The organism is Prosthecodimorpha staleyi, assembly GCF_018729455.1.
Classification (GTDB): domain Bacteria; phylum Pseudomonadota; class Alphaproteobacteria; order Rhizobiales; family Ancalomicrobiaceae; genus Prosthecodimorpha; species Prosthecodimorpha staleyi.
Genome location: NZ_JAHHZF010000003.1, coordinates 97,514 through 113,895 on the forward strand (window position 1 = coordinate 97,514; position 16,382 = coordinate 113,895).

Genomic DNA, 16,382 nt, shown 5'->3' on the forward strand with positions numbered 1-16,382 from the left:
ATCGGTCAGACCCGGATCGGAAAGGACGACGGCGCGACCAGCGGACCCTCGTCATCTTCGGTATCGGCGGTTTCGTCCGCCCAGTCTTCCGGACCGCTCGTGTCGGGCTCCGCTTCCGCCAGCATCAGGTCGGTGCCTTCGGTCGCCCAGAACGCGACGAGTTGGCCGAAGCGATCGAAGTCCTGCTCGACATCGGCCGCCGACATCGGCGCCACGTTCCAGCGCAGGCAATAGAAGGCCCGGCCGCGCTGGGGATCGAGCGCCAGCCGACCCGCACCGACACCCATGCCGAGACAGTTGGCCTGCAGCATCGCCCGGGCCATTGCGAGATCCGGATTGTCGAGCCCCGGCAGCCGGAACGACAGCTCCAGAATCTGCGGCTCGATGCGGGCCAGATAGATCGAACCGGCGTCGGGCAGGATGATCTCGGCCCTTCCGTCGTCGTCGAAGGCCAGGTGCGGCAGTCCGAGCTTGGCCTTCAGGATATCGAGCAGATGGTTCACGTCGTGCATTCGTCGCCCCCTGTCGCGCGGCAGGTCGACCGGCGGGAGCCGGTCGACCTGACCCCAAAATCGTCGCCTTCGCTATCGCCCGGACCCTACACCACCTTCGGCATGCCGCATTCCAGGAAGAATGCCTTCAGGCTCGTCTGGGTGTGATCGAAGATCTCCTTGTAGGCAACTCGCATTTCCGGGGTGACCTGTCCGGGTCTGGCGACGCCGTTGGCGCATTTCTGGATGGCATTGCCCACTTGAGTGCCGATCATGATCTCGTTCTCATGACCGTTGTCGTAGCGCTGGCCGCCCTCGCCGATGCCGACGGAGATATCGCGCAGGACCAGGAAGTTGTTGTACATCGTGAAGATCGCCGTTTCCTTCTGCTCCTTCGACAGGTCCGTGCGCTTCAGGATGACCTCGGCCGACTCCTTGAGCAGTTGGCGCGAGCTCTCCGGAACCTGGCTCGCAGCCGCTTTCGGATTGCCATAGAAACCGTCGATGACGTCCATGGCGGCGTCCTTGAACGTCTTGACGTGCCCCGGATCAGAGAGTTCCGACCAGTTCCCGTTGGTGCCGCTGCCAGGCGGCATTTGCTCGGTGAAGGGCTGGTTCTTCTCCTTGGCAGCCTGCCGACGATTCTCGAAATCGTCCAACTCCCTCTTGTCCGCAGAGATAATACGTTCGAAGTGCTTGGTGATCGCCTGCAGCCCCCCGGAATGCTTCTCCAGGATGCTGTTGGACGCCAATTGGTAGGTTTCGCGCCCCTTCGACGGGCTCGTCGCCTCCATCAGCTTGCCAAGCGCCGTGGCTCCCGAGCCATTGGAGCGGAACGCCGTCGGCTTGCCGATCTCCGGATCGTTCAGGTATTCGTTCAGGCTCTTGCTGAACAACGCCTTGGCGCCCTCCGGATCGCGCGCCCGGGTCAGACCGTCACAGATCAGTTCGGCGAAATCGCGCACGCCCTGACTCTTCGGTCCGTCCTTGTCGTAGGACGACATCGCGTTGCGGATGTTGTCGATCGACATGTCCTGAATGGCCATCAGCGAAGTGCCGTCCAGGGAGGCGTTGATCTTTTGCACCGCCAGTTCCTTCCAGTCGACCTTCTGCTTGGTCGCTTCCTTCTGGATCTGGTCGAACAGCTGCTTGACGTTGCAGCGCAGCTGCGCCGGGTCCTTGTCCTGGGCGAGTGCGGTGGACTTCTTGAAGATGTCGTCCGGCGTCGCCTGAGTGTATTTTTTTCCCGCACTCTTGGTGTGGGCCTTGTCCTGGCGTTCCAGGCGGCTGTTGGCGCCGTCGTGCCGGGCGATCTCGCGCGCCTCGGCGCGCGCCTGCTTCAGTTCAGCGTTCCACTTGCTGAAACGCGTTCCGAGATCGGCGAAAGCCTTGACGATGGAGGCGCCGAAGCTCGACTTCGGCATGGTCCTCGGGGTCGTCGGCGCGTCGACGCCCGTGCCGACCTGCGGCCCGGTCGTCTTTTCCGTGACCGCGTTGCGCCGGATTTGGATGTTTTCGGTGTTGCCGCCCTTGATCCCGCCGATCGCCATGTCCGCCCCCGTTGTCTGGATGATGATCCGAGACTAGCGGGGCGGGCACGGCGGCGTTGTGATATCCGGCACAACTCACGCAGCTTGAGCCGGATCGCCGACTACTCGGCGGCTTCGCGCCGGTCGTCCGCGCGCGTCGCCGAATCCGTGCGCCCGAAGGCCGGCCGGACTACAGCCGCCGCTGCGCCGGCTCGGTCCGCTGCGACGGCGGCGGCCCCGTCTTCGGCCGGCGCGTCCGGGCGGACGCGGAAGGCGAGCGCATAGGAGGCCGGCAGCACGAACAGGGTCAGCACGGTTGCGGCGACGATGCCGCCCATCATCGCGTAGGCCATCGGCCCCCAGAAGGCCGACTGCGCGATCGGGATCAGCGCCAGCACGGCCGCGGCGGCGGTCAGGATGATCGGCCGGAACCGGCGCACGGCGGAACCGACGGTCGCCTCCCAGGGCGACAGGCCGGCGGCGCGGTCCTGTTCGATCTGGTCGATCAGGATGACCGAGTTGCGCATGATGATGCCCGCGAGCGCGATCACGCCCAGGATGGCGACGAAGCCGAAGGCCGAGTTGGTGGCCAGAAGCGCCGCCGAGGCCCCGATCAGGCCGAGCGGAGCGGTCATGAAGACCAGCATCGCCTTGCCGAAATGCTGCAGCTGGATCATCAGCAGCACCATCATGACCAGGATCATGACCGGCGCCTTGGCGGCAATCGAATCCTGGCTCTTGGCCGATTCCTCGATGCCGCCCTGCATCTCGATGCCGTAACCGGCCGGCAGTGCCTCGCGCACCGGCTTCAAGGCCTGGTAGATGGCCGGGGTCACGTCGTTGCCCTGGATGCCGTCGGGAACCACGCCGCGCACCGTGATCGTCGGCAGCCGGTTGCGCCGCCATTCGATGCCCGACTCCAGCCGGGTCTCCAGCTTGGCGACCTGCGCGAGCGGGACCGAGCCGCCCCGGTCGGTCGGCACATAGATGCCGTCGATCGCCGACAGGAGGCTTCGGGTCTCGGCCGGTTCGCGCACCATGATGGCGACGGTGCGTTCGCCATCCCGGAAGGTGCCGATCTGAGCGCCCGAGAGCGCCCCCTGCAGCGAGCGCCGGATCGTCTGCGAGGAGATGCCGAGGGCGCGGGCGCGGTCCTGGTCGATCGACAGCTTCAGCGTCGGCACCGGCTCGAGCCAGTCGTCATGGACGTTGGACACGCGCGGATCGTCGCGGAACGCCTCCTTGACGCGATCGGCGATCCGCCGCACCTCGGCCCTGTCGGGACCCGAGACGCGCATCTGCACGGCCCAACCCACCGGCGGCCCGTTGAACAGGCGATCGACCTTGAAGCGCACCGACGGGAAGTCCTCGGCCAGCCAGGTGCGGGTCTTGGCGATCAGCCTTTCGCGGGCCGGCAGATCCTTGGCGACGATCAGCAGCTGGGCAAAATTCGGATTGCGCAGTTGCTGATCGAGCGGCAGGTAGAAGCGCGGGGCGCCCTCGCCGATGAAACTGGCCACGTAGCTCTGATCCGGATCGGCGGCCAGCCGCTTCTCCAGGGCAGCCGCCTGGCGCTCGGTCTCGCCGATCCCGCTGCCTTCCGGCAGCCAGAGGTCGACCAGGAGTTCGAGCCGGGTGGATTCCGGGAAGAAGCTCTTCGGAATGAACTTGAAGCCGTAGAGACTGCCCGCGAAGACGAGACCGGTCACCATCAGCACCACGATGCGGTGGCGGACCGCCCAGCCGATGCTCGCCTTGAGGCCGCGATAGAAGCGGCTGTCATAGACATCGTGATGGCCGCCCTCCGGATGCCGGCGCTCCTTGAGCACCAGGGTGCCGATCCAGGGCGTGAAATAAACCGCCGCGATCCACGAGGTGACCAGTGCGATGCCGACCACCCAGAACAGCGAGTTGACATATTCGCCCGCCGTCGACGCTGCAAAGCCGACCGGTATGAACCCCGCCGTCGTGATCAGCGTGCCGGTCAGCATCGGGAAGGCGGTCGACGTATAGGCGAAGCTCGCCGCCGACAGCTTGTCCCGCCCCTCCTCCAACTTGCGTTCCATCATCTCGACCGCGATCATGGCATCGTCGACCAGCAGACCGAGTGCGATGATCAGGGCGCCGAGCGAGATGCGCTGCAGGTCGATGCCCATCTGGGACATGACCGCGAAGGTCGCCGCCAGCACGAGCGGAATCGTCACCGCGACCACGATGCCGGCGCGCCAGCCGATCGAGATGAAGGAGACGACCAGCACGATGGCCAATGCCTCGATCAGCGCCTCGGCGAATTCGTGGATCGAGCCCTCGACGACCGACGCCTGATCGGAAATCCGGCCGAGCTTGACGCCGATCGGCAGATTGGCCTCCACACCCTTGAGGGCGACGTGCAGCGCCTCGCCGACCACGGTGACGTTCTGTCCCTTGGCCATCACCATGCCGAGCAGGACGGCATCCTCGCCGTTGAAGCGGAACTTGCGATCCGCAGGATCGATCAGCCCGCGCGAGACGGTGGCGATGTCGCCGAGCCGGACCACCTGGGAGCCCACCGAAAGGCGAAGTTCCGCCAGATCCTCGACGGTCACCAGGGTGCCGCCGACGGTCAGCCGCACCGAACGCTCCGCCGTCTCGACCCGGCCGGCCGGGTCGATCGAGGTCTGGGCGGCGAGCGCGCTGGAGATTGCCGCCACCGTGAGGCCGCGTTCGGCCAGCGCCCGGGAGGCGATGTCGATATAGACGCGCTCGTCCTGCGCGCCGAGGACCTGCGCCTTCTCGATGCCCGGAACGGTCAGGACGACGTCCCGCGCCCGCTTGGCGTAGTCTTCCAGCTCGGGCGCCGAGAAGCCGCGCCCGGTAAAGGCGTAAAGGGCGATATAGGTGTCGCCGAATTCGTCATTGAAATAGGGTCCGAGCACGCCGGACGGCAGATCTCCGGCGATGTCGCCGACCTTCTTGCGCACCTGATAGAAGGCGTCGCTCACGTCGCGACCGGCGGCCGAGCCCTTGATATTGACCATGATGACCGTGCTGCCGGCGCGCGTGTAGGTCTTCAGCACGTCGAGATTGGGGGTCTCCTGCAGCTTGCGTTCCAGCTTGTCGGTGACCTGGTTCTGCATCTCCTCCAGCGTCGCGCCCGGCCAGACCGCCTGCACCACCATCACCCGGAAGGTGAAGTCCGGATCTTCCTTCTGCCCCATGCGGACCATGGCCAGGATGCCGGCCACGAGCGTGATGACGAAGAAGAACCGCGTCAGCCCCGGATGCTCGATGGCCCAGCGCGACAGGTTGAATCCGGAACGGGAATCGGGACGGGCCATGGCGGCCTCCAGGAACAGTCAGGAGGGATGGTGCGCACTCCGGCCGGGCCGCAGGGCGAACGAAACGGGCAGCAATCGGGGTGGGGCGGGCCGGATCAGGGGGCGACGTGCGCCGTGGCGATCTCGGAACCGGCAAGCCGGATCTTGCGGCCTTCAGTCATGAACTGCGCGCCGGCGGTAACGACCAGATCGCCCGCGCCGAGGCCTTCGACGATGCGCACGCCCGCCGGTGCGGTCGGTCCGATCGTGACGCGGCGCGCCGAAACGGTCTCGCTCGTCCGATCGACCACCCAGACGACGGTCCCGTCGGGGCGCTGCGAGAGCGCGGCGAGCGGGACGACGACGGCCGGCGGACCGCTCGGCACCGAGGCCGTGACGGTCGCGGTCTGGCCGAGACGCAGGCGTTCGTCCTCCGGCAGGGCGATGCGCACCGCGAAGGTGCGCGAGGTGGCATCGGCGCTGCCGGCGACCTCGCGGATGCGGCCGGTCTGGACGAGATCGGGCTCGGCCCAATAACGCACCTCGACGATGTCACCCTTGCGGAAATGCCGGATCTCCTGCTCGGGCACGGCGATGCGCGCTTCCTTTTCGCCGTCGCGTGCGATGGTCATCACGGCGGCGCCGGCCGCCACGACCTGACCGGCCTCGCCGCGCACCTCAGTGACGATGCCGGGACCGTCGGCCTTCAGGTCGGCATAGCCGATCTGGTTGAGGGCCTGGTCGCGCGACGAGACGGCGCTGCCGAGCGCCGCCACGGCCTGATCGGTTTCGAGGCTCGCCTTGTCCAGCGCCGCCTTGGCGACATGGCCCTTCTCGAAGAGGCTGCGGTTGCGCTCCAGGGCGTCGCGGGCGACCTGCACTCTTGCCTTCGCGCCCTCGACCGCCGCCTCCGCCGCCTGCAGCGCCAGACGCAGATCCGCGGGATCGAGCCGCGCGACCGTGGTGCCGGCTTCGACGCGATCGCCGACATTGACCAGACGCGCGACGATCTTGCCGCCGACCCGGAAGCCCAGGCCCGCGCTGATGCGCGCCTCCACCGCCCCCGAATAGCTCAGATGCCGCTCCGATGCCGCGGTCGAGACCACCATCGCCTTCACCGGGCGGATCGGATCGGGCGCCGCCGCCTGCTCCTTGCAACCCGCGAGCAGAAGGGCGGCCGCCACGAGGGCCGGGACCGTAACGAGCACCGACGAACGAATGATCGCTGACATATTCTAATTTTCCTCAGTCCGCGGACAAAAAAACACGCGGGCGCCCGGGGCGTCCGCGCGAGGGTCGGGTCAGGGCCGCAAGGCACGCAGAATGAAGTCGGCCATCTCCTCGGGACCGGCGCGATCGGAGTCCTGAAGACACTGCACGACCAGTTCCGGATGGATATGGGTGACGAAGCACTGGTGGGTCCGTCGCGCGACCCGCACCGGATCGCCGGGCGCGAACTCGCCGGTCGCCATGCCCTCCGCAATTACCTCGGCGAAGACCGCGGTGGTCTCCTGGATGAAGCGTCGAACCACCTGCCACTGCTCGTGGATGGCCACGGAGACCATCTCGTGCACCTTTTTCTCGTCGAGGAAGACCTCGACGGTCTGATGATGGTTGGCGAGCAGCAGCGCCCGGACGCGCTCGGTCGGCGTGCCGGCTCCGCGCGCGATCGTGCGGCAGTGGGCGACGCGCGCCGACAGCATCCGGTCCGCGATGGCCTCGTTGATCGCCGCCTTGGAGGGAAAGAACCGGTAGACGTTGGCCGGCGACATGCCCAACTCGCGGGCGATGTCGGCGACCGTCGTCTTGGTATATCCATAGTGGCGGAACAGGCGCTCGGCTTCTTCGAGGATTCGGGTCCTCGTATCCTGCCGGGCCTCGTCGATGGCATGCGCGGTCATGGGGCGGTCCAGATTGCAGCAATTGATTGCTGACGAATTTCATAATTCATCACCCATATAGACCTGCGCGGACGATCCGTCAATTCCCGGATGGCGCGCCGCCATTGAGCGGGACCCTGCATTGGGCTAGAGCAGAGGCGATCGGCGCGATGCCGCGCGAAAATCGGCTGCGGCCGGAAATGGCAGCGCTTCCACCCCCAGATCCGAGGCCCGCATGCCGACCAAGCACGATGTCGCCCTGCGCAGCGAAATCATCGCCGTGGCCTGCGACATGGCCCGCACGGGGCTGACCTTCGGCACCGCCGGCAATGTCTCGGTCCGGGTCGACGGCGGCTTCCTGGTCACCCCGTCCGGCATCCCCTACGAGAAGACGACGCCGGATCAGATCGTGTTCTGCGACCTCGAAGGCGGCTACGAAGGCGAGTGGATGCCGTCGGTGGAATGGCGGCTGCACCGCGACATCTATCTGAACCTGCCGGCCGCCCGGGCGGTGGTCCATGTCCACTCGCCCTACGCGACCGCCCTCTCCTGCCTCAGGATCGAGATCCCGGCCTTCCACTACATGATCGGCAAGCAGGGCGGCCCGACGCTCCGGACCGCGCGCTACGCCACCTTCGGCACGGCTGAACTGTCCGACGCCATGATCGAGGCGCTCGCCGACGACCGCACCGCGTGCCTCCTCGCCAATCACGGCCAGATCGCCTACGGCAAGACGCTCGCGCAGGCCTATTCGGTCGCCGGCGAGGTCGAATATCTGTGCCGCCAATACGCCATCGTCCGCACGCTCGGCACGCCCGTCATCCTCGACGACACCGAGATGACCGAGGTCATGCGCCGCTTCCGCACCTACGGCAAGCAACCCCGCGACTGCACCCCCGAGGAGGTCGCGATGATGGACCGACCGGTCCGGCGGGACGGGTGAGGGTGGCGAATTTGCGCGTTCGCCTGCGCCTGAATTGGAGCAAGGATCACAACTGACGAGAAGCGATATGCCCAATCCGTCGGACGATCTTATTTCGGCTCCAACGAGTGGATGACCTTGAAGATCTCCGTTTCGAGCGCCGACGTGGGCAAATCAAGATTCTCGCGGAACGTTCGGATTTTCTTTTCTTGAACGGCGGCATCGACAAGCCGTTGCAGCCGGTAGCCATCCCGAACTTCCGTACCGTAGAAGGAGCCATAGAGGACCGCGATAGCAATCACGACCGTCCCGAGGCCGGCAATCGAGGTCTTGTGGGCATTCGAAGAATAAAAATAAACCAGCGCGGCACTGGTTACACCAAGGACACCCGTAACGAGCTGGCCGGCGACCCCGATCCGGCTTGTAGCGGCGATGAAGCCGCAGAAGAATGCGGCAATGGAAATTGGCAGAACCAATGAAAGGTAGTGAAAAAACAAATTCCTTTTACCACCATATTCAACTTCTTTCTTTGATTCAAAAGAACTAAAAAATACAAGAAGACCTGAAAATAATACAGCGAACGCGATCGGTCGCATCATAACATAGAGCGTTGAAATCTCGCTGCGCATTTCTATTCTCCAAATTTTGGAGCTTCTATCTTAAACGGCGCCTTGATTGTTGAACCAAAATTCAGGCCACCTTCATTTTGCGCACTGCAATTGCTGCTGCTTTGGCAAATTGCCAGCTTCGTTTTGTCTTCGGCAGAAAGCTTCTCGTTGAATGAGCGCCGACAAAGAAGCTCGCACTCTGCTTCGGGCGATAGAGACCCAGAAACGACGGCACCATCCGCCGCCAAAGTGGCGCCCGAGAACAAAACAAAGAGGCAAGCCAATTGTATGGTAATGCGCCTGCGCCTCATACCGTCCCCCCAAGCTGGAAAGATCAGTCAGTCGAGCAACACAGGGATTGAGATTTCAACAATTTCAAATCAATGTCAACCGGATCGCACCACCATTGCGCGATCCGGTTGATTCAGAAGGCGACAGCCCCCCCTACTCCGCCGCCTCGCGCACCGAACGCTTGTCGACCCGGGCGGCGCAGTATTTGAATTCCGGGATCTTGCCGAAGGGGTCGAGCTGCGGGTTGGTCAGGAAGTTGGCGGCGGCCTCGTTGAAGCAGAAGGGGACGAAGACGAAGCCTTCCGGACAGTCACGGTCGGCGCGAAGCGTCAGTTCGATCTCGCCGCGCCGGGTGGACACCTGCACGACCTCGCCGGCCCGCATCTCGCGGCGCAGGATCTCGCGCGGGTTCATCAACGCGACGGGCTCAGGCTCGAGCGCGTCGAGCATGCCGGCGCGCCGGGTCATCGAGCCGGTATGCCAATGCTCCAGCATGCGCCCGGTCGAGAGGACCAGAGGGAACTCCACGTCCGGCATCTCGTCGGGCGGCAGCACGTCGGCCGGCACGATCCGGGCGCGGCCGTCGCGGGTCGGGAAGCCCTGCGCGAAGATGATCTCGTTGCCGGGCCGGTCCGGTGCGTCGGCCGGATAGGTGACGCTCTCCTCGCGCATCACGCGGTCCCAGGAGATGTTCTTGAGCGACGGCATGGTCGAGGCCATCTCGGCGAACACGTCGGCGACGGTCTCGTAAGTCCAGCCGACGCCGATGCGCCGGCCGATGTCGTAGAGGATCTCCCAATCCTGACGCGCCTCGCCGGGCAGGTTGAGGGCCGGGCGGCCCATCTGCACCTGGCGGTTGGTGTTGGTGTAGGTGCCGAGCTTCTCGGCATGGGCCGAGGCCGGCAGGACCACGTCGGCATAGAGCGCGGTCTCGGTCAGGAAGATGTCCTGCACGACCAGATGGTCGAGCCGGCAGAGCGCCGCCCGGGCATGGTTCTGGTCCGGGTCCGACATGGCCGGGTTTTCGCCCTGCACATACATCGCCTTGATCTTGCCGTCATAGGCCTCGTCGATGATCTCGACCACGGTCAGGCCGCGCTTCGGATCGAGCGTGCGGCCCCACAGATCCTCGAACCGCCCGCGCACGTCCGGATTCTCGACCGACTGATAGTCCGGGAAGACCATCGGGATCAGGCCGGCATCCGAGGCGCCCTGGACGTTGTTCTGGCCGCGCAGCGGATGCAGGCCCGTGCCGGGCCGGCCGACATGGCCGGTGATCAGCGCCAGGGCGATCAGGCAGCGCGCATTGTCGGTGCCGTGGGTATGCTGCGAGACGCCCATGCCCCAGAAGATGATCGAGCGTTCCGAGGTCGCGTAGGTGCGCGCCACCTCGCGCAGCGTCGCGGCAGCGATGCCGCAGACCGGCTCCATCGCCTCCGGCGTGAAGTCGGCCACCTTGGCCTTCAGCGCCTCGAAGCCGTCGACATTGGCCTGGATATATTGCTCGTCATAGAGCTTCTCGGTGACGATGACGTTCAGCATGGCGTTGAGCATCGCCACGTCGGCGCCCGGCTTGAACTGCAGCGAACGCCAGGCGAAGCGCGACAGACCCTGGCCGCGCGGGTCCATCACGACGATCTTCTTGCCGGCCTTGGCCGCCTGCTTGAAATAGGTGTTGGCGACCGGGTGGTTCTGTTCGGGGCGCGCGCCGATGACGATGATGAAATCGGCATCCGCGGCGGCCATGAACGGCGCCGAGACCGCACCGGAGCCGACGCCCTCCATCAGGGCCGCGACCGAGGAGGCATGGCACAGCCGGGTGCAATGGTCGACATTGTTGGAGCCGAAGCCGACCCGGACCAGCTTCTGGAACAGGTAGGCCTCCTCGTTGGTGCCCTTGGCCGAGCCGAAGCCGGCGAGCGCATGGGGACCGTGCGTGTCGCGCGTGCGGGCGAGGCCGGAGGCCGCCTTCTCCAGCGCCTCCTCCCAGGTCGCCTCGCGGAAATGCGTCCAGGGATTGGACGGATCGGGCAGGTTGTCGAGCGACTTGGCTACGCCCTCACGGCGGATCAGCGGCTTCATCAGGCGCTGCGGATGGCGCACATAGTCGAAGCCGAAGCGGCCCTTGACGCACAGCCGGTTCTCGTTGGACGGGCCGTCGCGGCCGTCGACCTGGACGATCCGGTCGTCCTTGACGGCGACCTTGGTCTGGCAGCCGACGCCGCAATAGGGGCAGACGGAATTGACGACCTTGTCGGCCCATACGGTGCGCGACTTGGCCTCGGCATCCATCAGGCTCTTCTCATAGAGCGCGCCGGTCGGGCAGGCCTGGACGCATTCGCCGCAGGCCACGCAGGTGGATTCGGCCATCGGATCGTTGATGTCGAAGACCGGCTTCATAGCGTGGCCGCGCCAGGCCATGCCGATCACGTCGTTGACCTGGACCTCGCGGCAGGCGCGCACGCACAGGCCGCAGGAGATGCAGGCATCCAGATTGACCGCGATCGCCGGATGCGAGGCATCCTGCGCGGGCGCATGGCCGGCCGGATAGCGCGAAGCCTCCACCCCCATGGTATCGACCCACTTCCAGAACGAGGAATCCGGGTCGCGGTGACCCTCGCGGGCCGGCTGGTCGGCGAGGAGGAGCTCGAACACCATCTCGCGCGACTTCTTGGCGCGTTCCGAGGCGGTCTTCACCACCATGCCGGGCGCCGGCTTGCGCACGCAGGAGGCGGCCAGCACGCGCTCGCCCTCGATCTCGACCACGCAGGCCCGGCAGTTGCCATCGGCCCGATAACCCGGCTCCGGAAGCCAGCACAGATGCGGAATCTCGGTTCCGACCCGCTCGGCCACCTGCCAGATCGTCTCGCCCGGCCGCGCCTCGACTTCACGTCCGTCGAGGGTGAAGGTGATGGTGTCGGTCATGGGTGTCTCCCGCCCTTGCATTCAAGGATTGTGACGCATGTTGGTCTGGTTGCAGCCGCCGGGCGGCCGGATGTAGCGTTACGCGATGGAGATTCTGTTCTTTGTCGACGAGGATGGGCGCAAGCCGGTCGCGGAGTGGATCCGCGACCTGCCGGGCCCGGCGCGGTCGAAGATTGCGACCGCGATCGCGCGCATGGGCGCCGGCAATCTCGCTTCGCTAAAGTCCGTCGGCGACGGGCTTCTCGAGTATCGGATCGACTGGGGACCCGGATATCGGCTATATCTGGGCCGGATCGGCCATGAACTGATCGTTCTTCTGGGCGGTGGCACGAAGTCCCGCCAACAGGACGACATTCGAACCGCCAAGCATCGCTGGGCAACCTACAGCGCAAACCGACGAGGCTGACAGCATGGTGGGAGCCGAACCGATCGGGACCTTCTTCCAGGATCTGGCGCGGGAAGACCCCGAGCATCGGCGGCACACGATCACGGAAGCCGCAGGACTTCTGATCGGCGGCGAAGCGCGCGCGGCCCATATCCTGCTGCGCGACCTGATCCTCGGTGCCTACGCGACCGGCGACGTGGCGACCGCCGCCGGCCTGACAGAGCAGGCCGTCGGTGACTATCTCGCCGGCAACGGCGTCGGCGATGACGGTCTGGCGCTCGCCGTTCTGCGCGGCCTCGCCCGGATCGAGCAGATCGAGATGAGCGTCTCCCCGATCGCGACCGGGCCCGGACGCGAAGCCGCCGAATAGCCTCTCGCCCTCGCTCGCCCGCACGCCGGCCGGGCGGCCCTGATGCCGGGCGCTCACTTCCCGGCGCCCGCGAAATAGGTCAACCAATGGTTGACCGGGTTGGAGGCGGCCTGACCGAGGCCACAGATCGAGGCATCGCGCATGACCTGCATCAGGTCGCGGATGGCGCTCTCCTCGATCGGCGCGCCGCTCTTCAGGAGCGCGACCATCTTCTCGCTGCCGACCCGGCAGGGCGTGCACTGGCCGCAGCTTTCGTCCTTGAAGAAGGACATCAGGTTCAGGGCCGCCGCCTTGATGTCGTCCTGGTCGGACAGGATCACCACGGCGTGCGAGCCGACGAAGCCGCCGAACTTCTCGAAAGTGCCGAAATCAAGCGGCAGGTCGCCCATCGTGGCCGGGAAAATGCCGCCGGAGGCGCCGCCCGGCAGGAAGCCCGCGAAGGCGTGGCCGTCGAGCATGCCGCCGCAATGCTCGTCGATCAGTTCGCGCACCGAGATGCCGGCCGGCGCGACCTTGACGCCCGGCTGGCGCACGCGGCCCGAGACCGAATAGGACCGGAAGCCCTTATGGCCTTCCTTGCCCTGCGACGAGAACCAGGCCGCGCCCTTCTCGACGATGTCGCGGATCCAGTAGAGGGTCTCGACATTGTGGTTGAGCGTCGGCCGGCCGAACAGGCCGACCTCGGCGATATAGGGCGGCCGGTGGCGCGGCATGCCGCGCTTGCCCTCGATCGATTCCAGCATCGCCGACTCTTCGCCGCAGATATAGGCGCCCGCGCCGCGGCGCAGTTCGATCGGCGCATGGGTGGCGAGGCCGGACAGTTCGACGGCGGCGATCTCCTTGGCGAGGATGTCGAGCACGGTCGGATATTCGTCGCGCATATAGATGTAGATGCGCTCCGCCCCGACCGCCCAGGCCGCGATCAGCGCGCCCTCGATCATCCGGTGCGGGTCGGTTTCGAGATAGTGGCGGTCCTTGAAGGTGCCAGGCTCGCCCTCGTCGCCGTTGACGGTCATCAGGCGCGGGCCTTTGTAGCCACGCACGAACTGCCACTTGCGGCCGGCCGGGAAGCCGGCGCCGCCGAGGCCGCGCAGGCCCGCATCCGACAGGATCGCGATCAGCTCCTCCGGGCTGCGTCCGCCCTTGAGGCAGGCCTCAAGCAGCCGATAGCCGCCGGCGGCGCGATAGTCGTGGAAGCTGCGGTAGTGGGGCACCTCGGGGACAGTACGGCCGGCCTCGACCGCGGCGGTCACGGTCTCGACGCTGGCATGGCCGAAGGCATGGCGGCCGACCATCACGGCCGGCGCCTCGGCGCAGCGGCCCATGCAGGGCGCATGGACGACGCGCACGTCGGCGGCATCGAGCCCGGATTTCAGCGCCGCGGTCAGCGTCTCGGCGCCGGCGAGCGCGCAGGACAGCGAATCGCAGACCCGGATCGTCAGCTTGGCCGGGGCGGGCTCGCCTTCGCGGACCACGTCGAAATGGTGATAGAAGCTCGCCACCTCGAAGACCTCGGCCTGGGCGAGGCGCATTTCGTGGGCGAGCGCGTTGATGTGGCGCGCATGCAGGCAGCCGAACATGTCCTGGATCAGATGCAGGTGTTCGATCAGCAGGTCGCGCCGGCGGGGCCGATCCATCAGCAGCGCGCGCACCTCCGCGAGGGCCAACTCGTCGATCGGCCGACCCTTGGGCTTGGAGATGTCGCGTCCCTTGCCGGGGCCGCCCGTGATCTTGCGCTGGATGTTCAAGGTTTCCCCCTCAGCGTCTCGTTCTTGGTTGCCGGCTGCCGCGATCGGACCGGGCGAACCGGGCCGGTATCGGCCACCGAAGCCCGGGACGCGCCGGACGCGGCGTCCACGACCCAAGGATCGGCCCGAGATGCGGCCAGAACAAGATGGCCCGCCTCCGGACCCTTCGGTGTGGCGGAGGGAAAATAGCTCCTGGCTATGCCCGGCGCGCCTGGAATTATGATCATTCCAGCGATGAGCGGGAGTTATGGCTGAGGAAACAGTTCGGCCGCCGGATCAAGCCCGGCGGCCGGTTTTCGCACGGGGAATGGTGATCAGCGCGGCGCGAGCCGGATGGCCCCGTCGAGGCGGATCGTCTCGCCGTTGAGCATCGGATTCTCGATAATCGAACGGACCATGGCGGCATATTCCGACGGCCGGCCGAGGCGCGAGGGGAACGGCGTCTGGCGGCCGAGGCTGTCCTGAACCTCCTGCGGCAGGCCCTTGAGCATCGGCGTCTCGAAGAGACCCGGCGCAATCGTCATGACTCGAATGCCCAGCGGCGCGAGGTCGCGTGCCACCGGCAGGGTCAGGCCGACCAGCCCCGCCTTGGAGGCCGAATAGGCCGCCTGGCCGATCTGGCCGTCGAAGGCGGCGACCGAGGCGGTCGCGATCATCACCCCGCGCTCGGCATTCTCGCCGACCGGGTCGAGCGCCGCCATGCCGGTCGAGGCATGCGCCATGGCCCGGAAGGCGCCGGTCAGGTTGATGGCGATGGCCTTCTCGAACAGGCCCATCGGATGCGGCGCACCCTTGGCGGTGGTCTTCGCACCGGGCGCGATGCCCGCGCAGGCGACCAGCAGACGCTCGGACCCATGCGCGGCGCGCGCGGCCGCGAAGCCCGCCACCATGCTGGCCTCGTCGGTCACGTCCACGGCGCAGAAGAGGCCGCCGATCTCCGCCGCCAGGGCCTCGCCCTTTGCCTGGTCGAGATCGAACAGCGCCACCTTGACCCCGCCGGCGGCCAGCATCCTGGCCGTCGCCTCGCCCAGGCCGGAGGCGCCACCGGTGATCACGGCCGCCTTGATCTCGTCGAGACGCATGGATTTCTCTCCCTGATTTGGTGTGTCGAGACTGACGCGGAGAAACCGCCCGGCGGCAGACCTTGTCAATGACCCGCTCGTTGGAGAGCCCGAAAGCTACTGTAGCGCTGACCATGCCCCTTCCGCCTACAAAACAGGCAGTGGACGCCCCGCGAAGGGGCATGACCGGAGCGCCGGATCAGGGCTAGCATGACGCAGATTCCGTATGCCGGGGCGCCTCCCATCCGCCGCCCCTCGTCGAGGTCGTCGCCATGAAACTCGTCTCCCGCTCCCTTTCCGCCGCCGGCCTCGCGCTCGCCGCCCTGCCCGTCCTCGCCTCGGCCGCTACCGCCCATCCGGGCCATGAGGTGGTGGCGAATTTTTCCAGCGGCCTGACGCATCCACTTCTGGGGGCCGACCACGTCCTCGCCATGGTGGCGGTCGGCTTGCTCGCAGCCCGCTTCGGCGGTCGCACGCTCGTCCTGCTGCCCGCCGCCTTCGTGACGGCGATGCTGGCCGGCGGTCTGCTCGGGGCGGTCCTCGGCGGCCTGCCCGCGGTCGAGCCGGGCATCCTGGCCTCCATCGTCGTGCTCGGCCTCGCGGCCGGCGTCGGCAGGCTGGTACCGGCCGGTGCGGCCCTGGCGCTGACCGCCGTCTTCGCGGTGTTCCACGGCGCCGCCCACGGCATGGAGATGCCGGCCTCCGGCCCGGCGGCGGCCTATTTCGCCGGCTTCGCCCTGGCGACCGCGCTGCTGCATGCTGCCGGCATCGGGCTCGGCCTGATGGCGTCGCGCCTGGGCCGCGCGGCATCGAACGCCGCCGGCCTGTCGGTCGCGGCGGCCGGCATCGCGATGGCGGCGGGACTGCTCTGAACGC

13 protein-coding genes are annotated in these 16,382 nt (G+C 66.7%); 4 read left to right on the forward strand and 9 right to left on the reverse strand.

Annotated features, from left to right (window positions below; genetic code table 11):
* Nucleotides 1-5 precede the first annotated feature (5 nt).
* From KL771_RS06395 to KL771_RS06415, 5 genes are all read right to left on the reverse strand, one after another.
* Nucleotides 6-512 carry a type III secretion system chaperone gene (locus KL771_RS06395; RefSeq protein ID WP_261967721.1) on the reverse strand — a complete coding sequence of 169 codons (507 nt, stop codon included), beginning with the start codon at nt 510-512 and terminating at the stop codon, nt 6-8.
* Between the two features lie 86 nt (nt 513-598).
* On the reverse strand, nt 599-2,041 hold the full coding sequence (locus KL771_RS06400) for a hypothetical protein (RefSeq protein WP_261967722.1): 1,443 nt from the start codon (nt 2,039-2,041) through the stop codon (nt 599-601).
* 101 nt (nt 2,042-2,142) lie between these two features.
* Nucleotides 2,143-5,337: an efflux RND transporter permease subunit gene (locus KL771_RS06405; protein WP_261967723.1), complete on the reverse strand. Its 3,195-nt coding sequence runs from the start codon at nt 5,335-5,337 to the stop codon at nt 2,143-2,145.
* A 95-nt stretch (nt 5,338-5,432) separates the two neighbouring features.
* Nucleotides 5,433-6,548: an efflux RND transporter periplasmic adaptor subunit gene (locus KL771_RS06410; protein WP_261967724.1), complete on the reverse strand. Its 1,116-nt coding sequence runs from the start codon at nt 6,546-6,548 to the stop codon at nt 5,433-5,435.
* Between the two features lie 69 nt (nt 6,549-6,617).
* Nucleotides 6,618-7,217, reverse strand: a complete 600-nt coding sequence (locus KL771_RS06415) for a TetR/AcrR family transcriptional regulator (protein ID WP_261967725.1) — start codon at nt 7,215-7,217, stop codon at nt 6,618-6,620.
* Between the two features lie 214 nt (nt 7,218-7,431).
* Here KL771_RS06415 and KL771_RS06420 point away from each other — a divergent pair, with 214 nt between their 5' ends.
* On the forward strand, nt 7,432-8,139 hold the full coding sequence (locus KL771_RS06420; protein WP_261967726.1) for a class II aldolase/adducin family protein: 708 nt from the start codon (nt 7,432-7,434) through the stop codon (nt 8,137-8,139).
* Between the two features lie 89 nt (nt 8,140-8,228).
* On the opposite strand, the gene KL771_RS06425 is transcribed toward KL771_RS06420, so the two are convergent.
* Both KL771_RS06425 and fdhF read right to left on the reverse strand, forming a co-directional pair.
* Nucleotides 8,229-8,747 (reverse strand): hypothetical protein, encoded by a 519-nt coding sequence (locus KL771_RS06425; protein ID WP_261967727.1) that lies wholly within the window; start codon nt 8,745-8,747, stop codon nt 8,229-8,231.
* Between the two features lie 423 nt (nt 8,748-9,170).
* Nucleotides 9,171-11,942 (reverse strand): formate dehydrogenase subunit alpha, encoded by a 2,772-nt coding sequence (fdhF, locus tag KL771_RS06430; protein ID WP_261967728.1) that lies wholly within the window; start codon nt 11,940-11,942, stop codon nt 9,171-9,173.
* 85 nt (nt 11,943-12,027) lie between these two features.
* Here fdhF and KL771_RS06435 point away from each other — a divergent pair, with 85 nt between their 5' ends.
* Together KL771_RS06435 and KL771_RS06440 are read left to right on the forward strand one after the other, a co-directional pair.
* Nucleotides 12,028-12,348 (forward strand): type II toxin-antitoxin system RelE/ParE family toxin, encoded by a 321-nt coding sequence (locus tag KL771_RS06435; RefSeq protein WP_261967729.1) that lies wholly within the window; start codon nt 12,028-12,030, stop codon nt 12,346-12,348.
* Nucleotides 12,349-12,352: 4 nt separating this feature from the next.
* On the forward strand, nt 12,353-12,697 hold the full coding sequence (locus KL771_RS06440) for a hypothetical protein (RefSeq protein ID WP_261967730.1): 345 nt from the start codon (nt 12,353-12,355) through the stop codon (nt 12,695-12,697).
* A 53-nt stretch (nt 12,698-12,750) separates the two neighbouring features.
* Here the strand turns inward: KL771_RS06440 and KL771_RS06445 are convergent, their stop codons facing one another.
* Nucleotides 12,751-14,334, reverse strand: coding sequence for an NAD(P)H-dependent oxidoreductase subunit E (locus KL771_RS06445; protein WP_261968085.1), 1,584 nt, complete (start codon nt 14,332-14,334; stop codon nt 12,751-12,753).
* Nucleotides 14,335-14,759: 425 nt separating this feature from the next.
* Nucleotides 14,760-15,527, reverse strand: coding sequence for an SDR family NAD(P)-dependent oxidoreductase (locus tag KL771_RS06450; protein ID WP_261967731.1), 768 nt, complete (start codon nt 15,525-15,527; stop codon nt 14,760-14,762).
* 251 nt (nt 15,528-15,778) lie between these two features.
* On the opposite strand from KL771_RS06450, the gene KL771_RS06455 reads away from it, so the two are divergent.
* On the forward strand, nt 15,779-16,378 hold the full coding sequence (locus tag KL771_RS06455) for a HupE/UreJ family protein (RefSeq protein WP_261967732.1): 600 nt from the start codon (nt 15,779-15,781) through the stop codon (nt 16,376-16,378).
* Nucleotides 16,379-16,382 lie beyond the last annotated feature (4 nt).

Excerpts from the sequence above, each read along its gene's own strand:
- KL771_RS06410 (WP_261967724.1), bottom strand. The coding sequence starts at position 6,548 with ATGTCAGCGATCATTCGTTCGTCGGTGCTCGTTACGGTCCCGGCCCTC.
- KL771_RS06435 (WP_261967729.1), top strand. The coding sequence starts at position 12,028 with ATGGAGATTCTGTTCTTTGTCGACGAGGATGGGCGCAAGCCGGTCGCG.
- KL771_RS06440 (WP_261967730.1), top strand. The coding sequence starts at position 12,353 with ATGGTGGGAGCCGAACCGATCGGGACCTTCTTCCAGGATCTGGCGCGG.
- KL771_RS06400 (WP_261967722.1), bottom strand. The coding sequence starts at position 2,041 with ATGGCGATCGGCGGGATCAAGGGCGGCAACACCGAAAACATCCAAATC.
- KL771_RS06420 (WP_261967726.1), top strand. The coding sequence starts at position 7,432 with ATGCCGACCAAGCACGATGTCGCCCTGCGCAGCGAAATCATCGCCGTG.
- KL771_RS06415 (WP_261967725.1), bottom strand. The coding sequence starts at position 7,217 with ATGACCGCGCATGCCATCGACGAGGCCCGGCAGGATACGAGGACCCGA.
- fdhF (WP_261967728.1), bottom strand. The coding sequence starts at position 11,942 with ATGACCGACACCATCACCTTCACCCTCGACGGACGTGAAGTCGAGGCG.
- KL771_RS06425 (WP_261967727.1), bottom strand. The coding sequence starts at position 8,747 with ATGCGCAGCGAGATTTCAACGCTCTATGTTATGATGCGACCGATCGCG.
- KL771_RS06445 (WP_261968085.1), bottom strand. The coding sequence starts at position 14,334 with ATGGATCGGCCCCGCCGGCGCGACCTGCTGATCGAACACCTGCATCTG.
- KL771_RS06455 (WP_261967732.1), top strand. The coding sequence starts at position 15,779 with ATGAAACTCGTCTCCCGCTCCCTTTCCGCCGCCGGCCTCGCGCTCGCC.
- KL771_RS06405 (WP_261967723.1), bottom strand. The coding sequence starts at position 5,337 with ATGGCCCGTCCCGATTCCCGTTCCGGATTCAACCTGTCGCGCTGGGCC.
- KL771_RS06450 (WP_261967731.1), bottom strand. The coding sequence starts at position 15,527 with ATGCGTCTCGACGAGATCAAGGCGGCCGTGATCACCGGTGGCGCCTCC.
- KL771_RS06395 (WP_261967721.1), bottom strand. The coding sequence starts at position 512 with ATGCACGACGTGAACCATCTGCTCGATATCCTGAAGGCCAAGCTCGGA.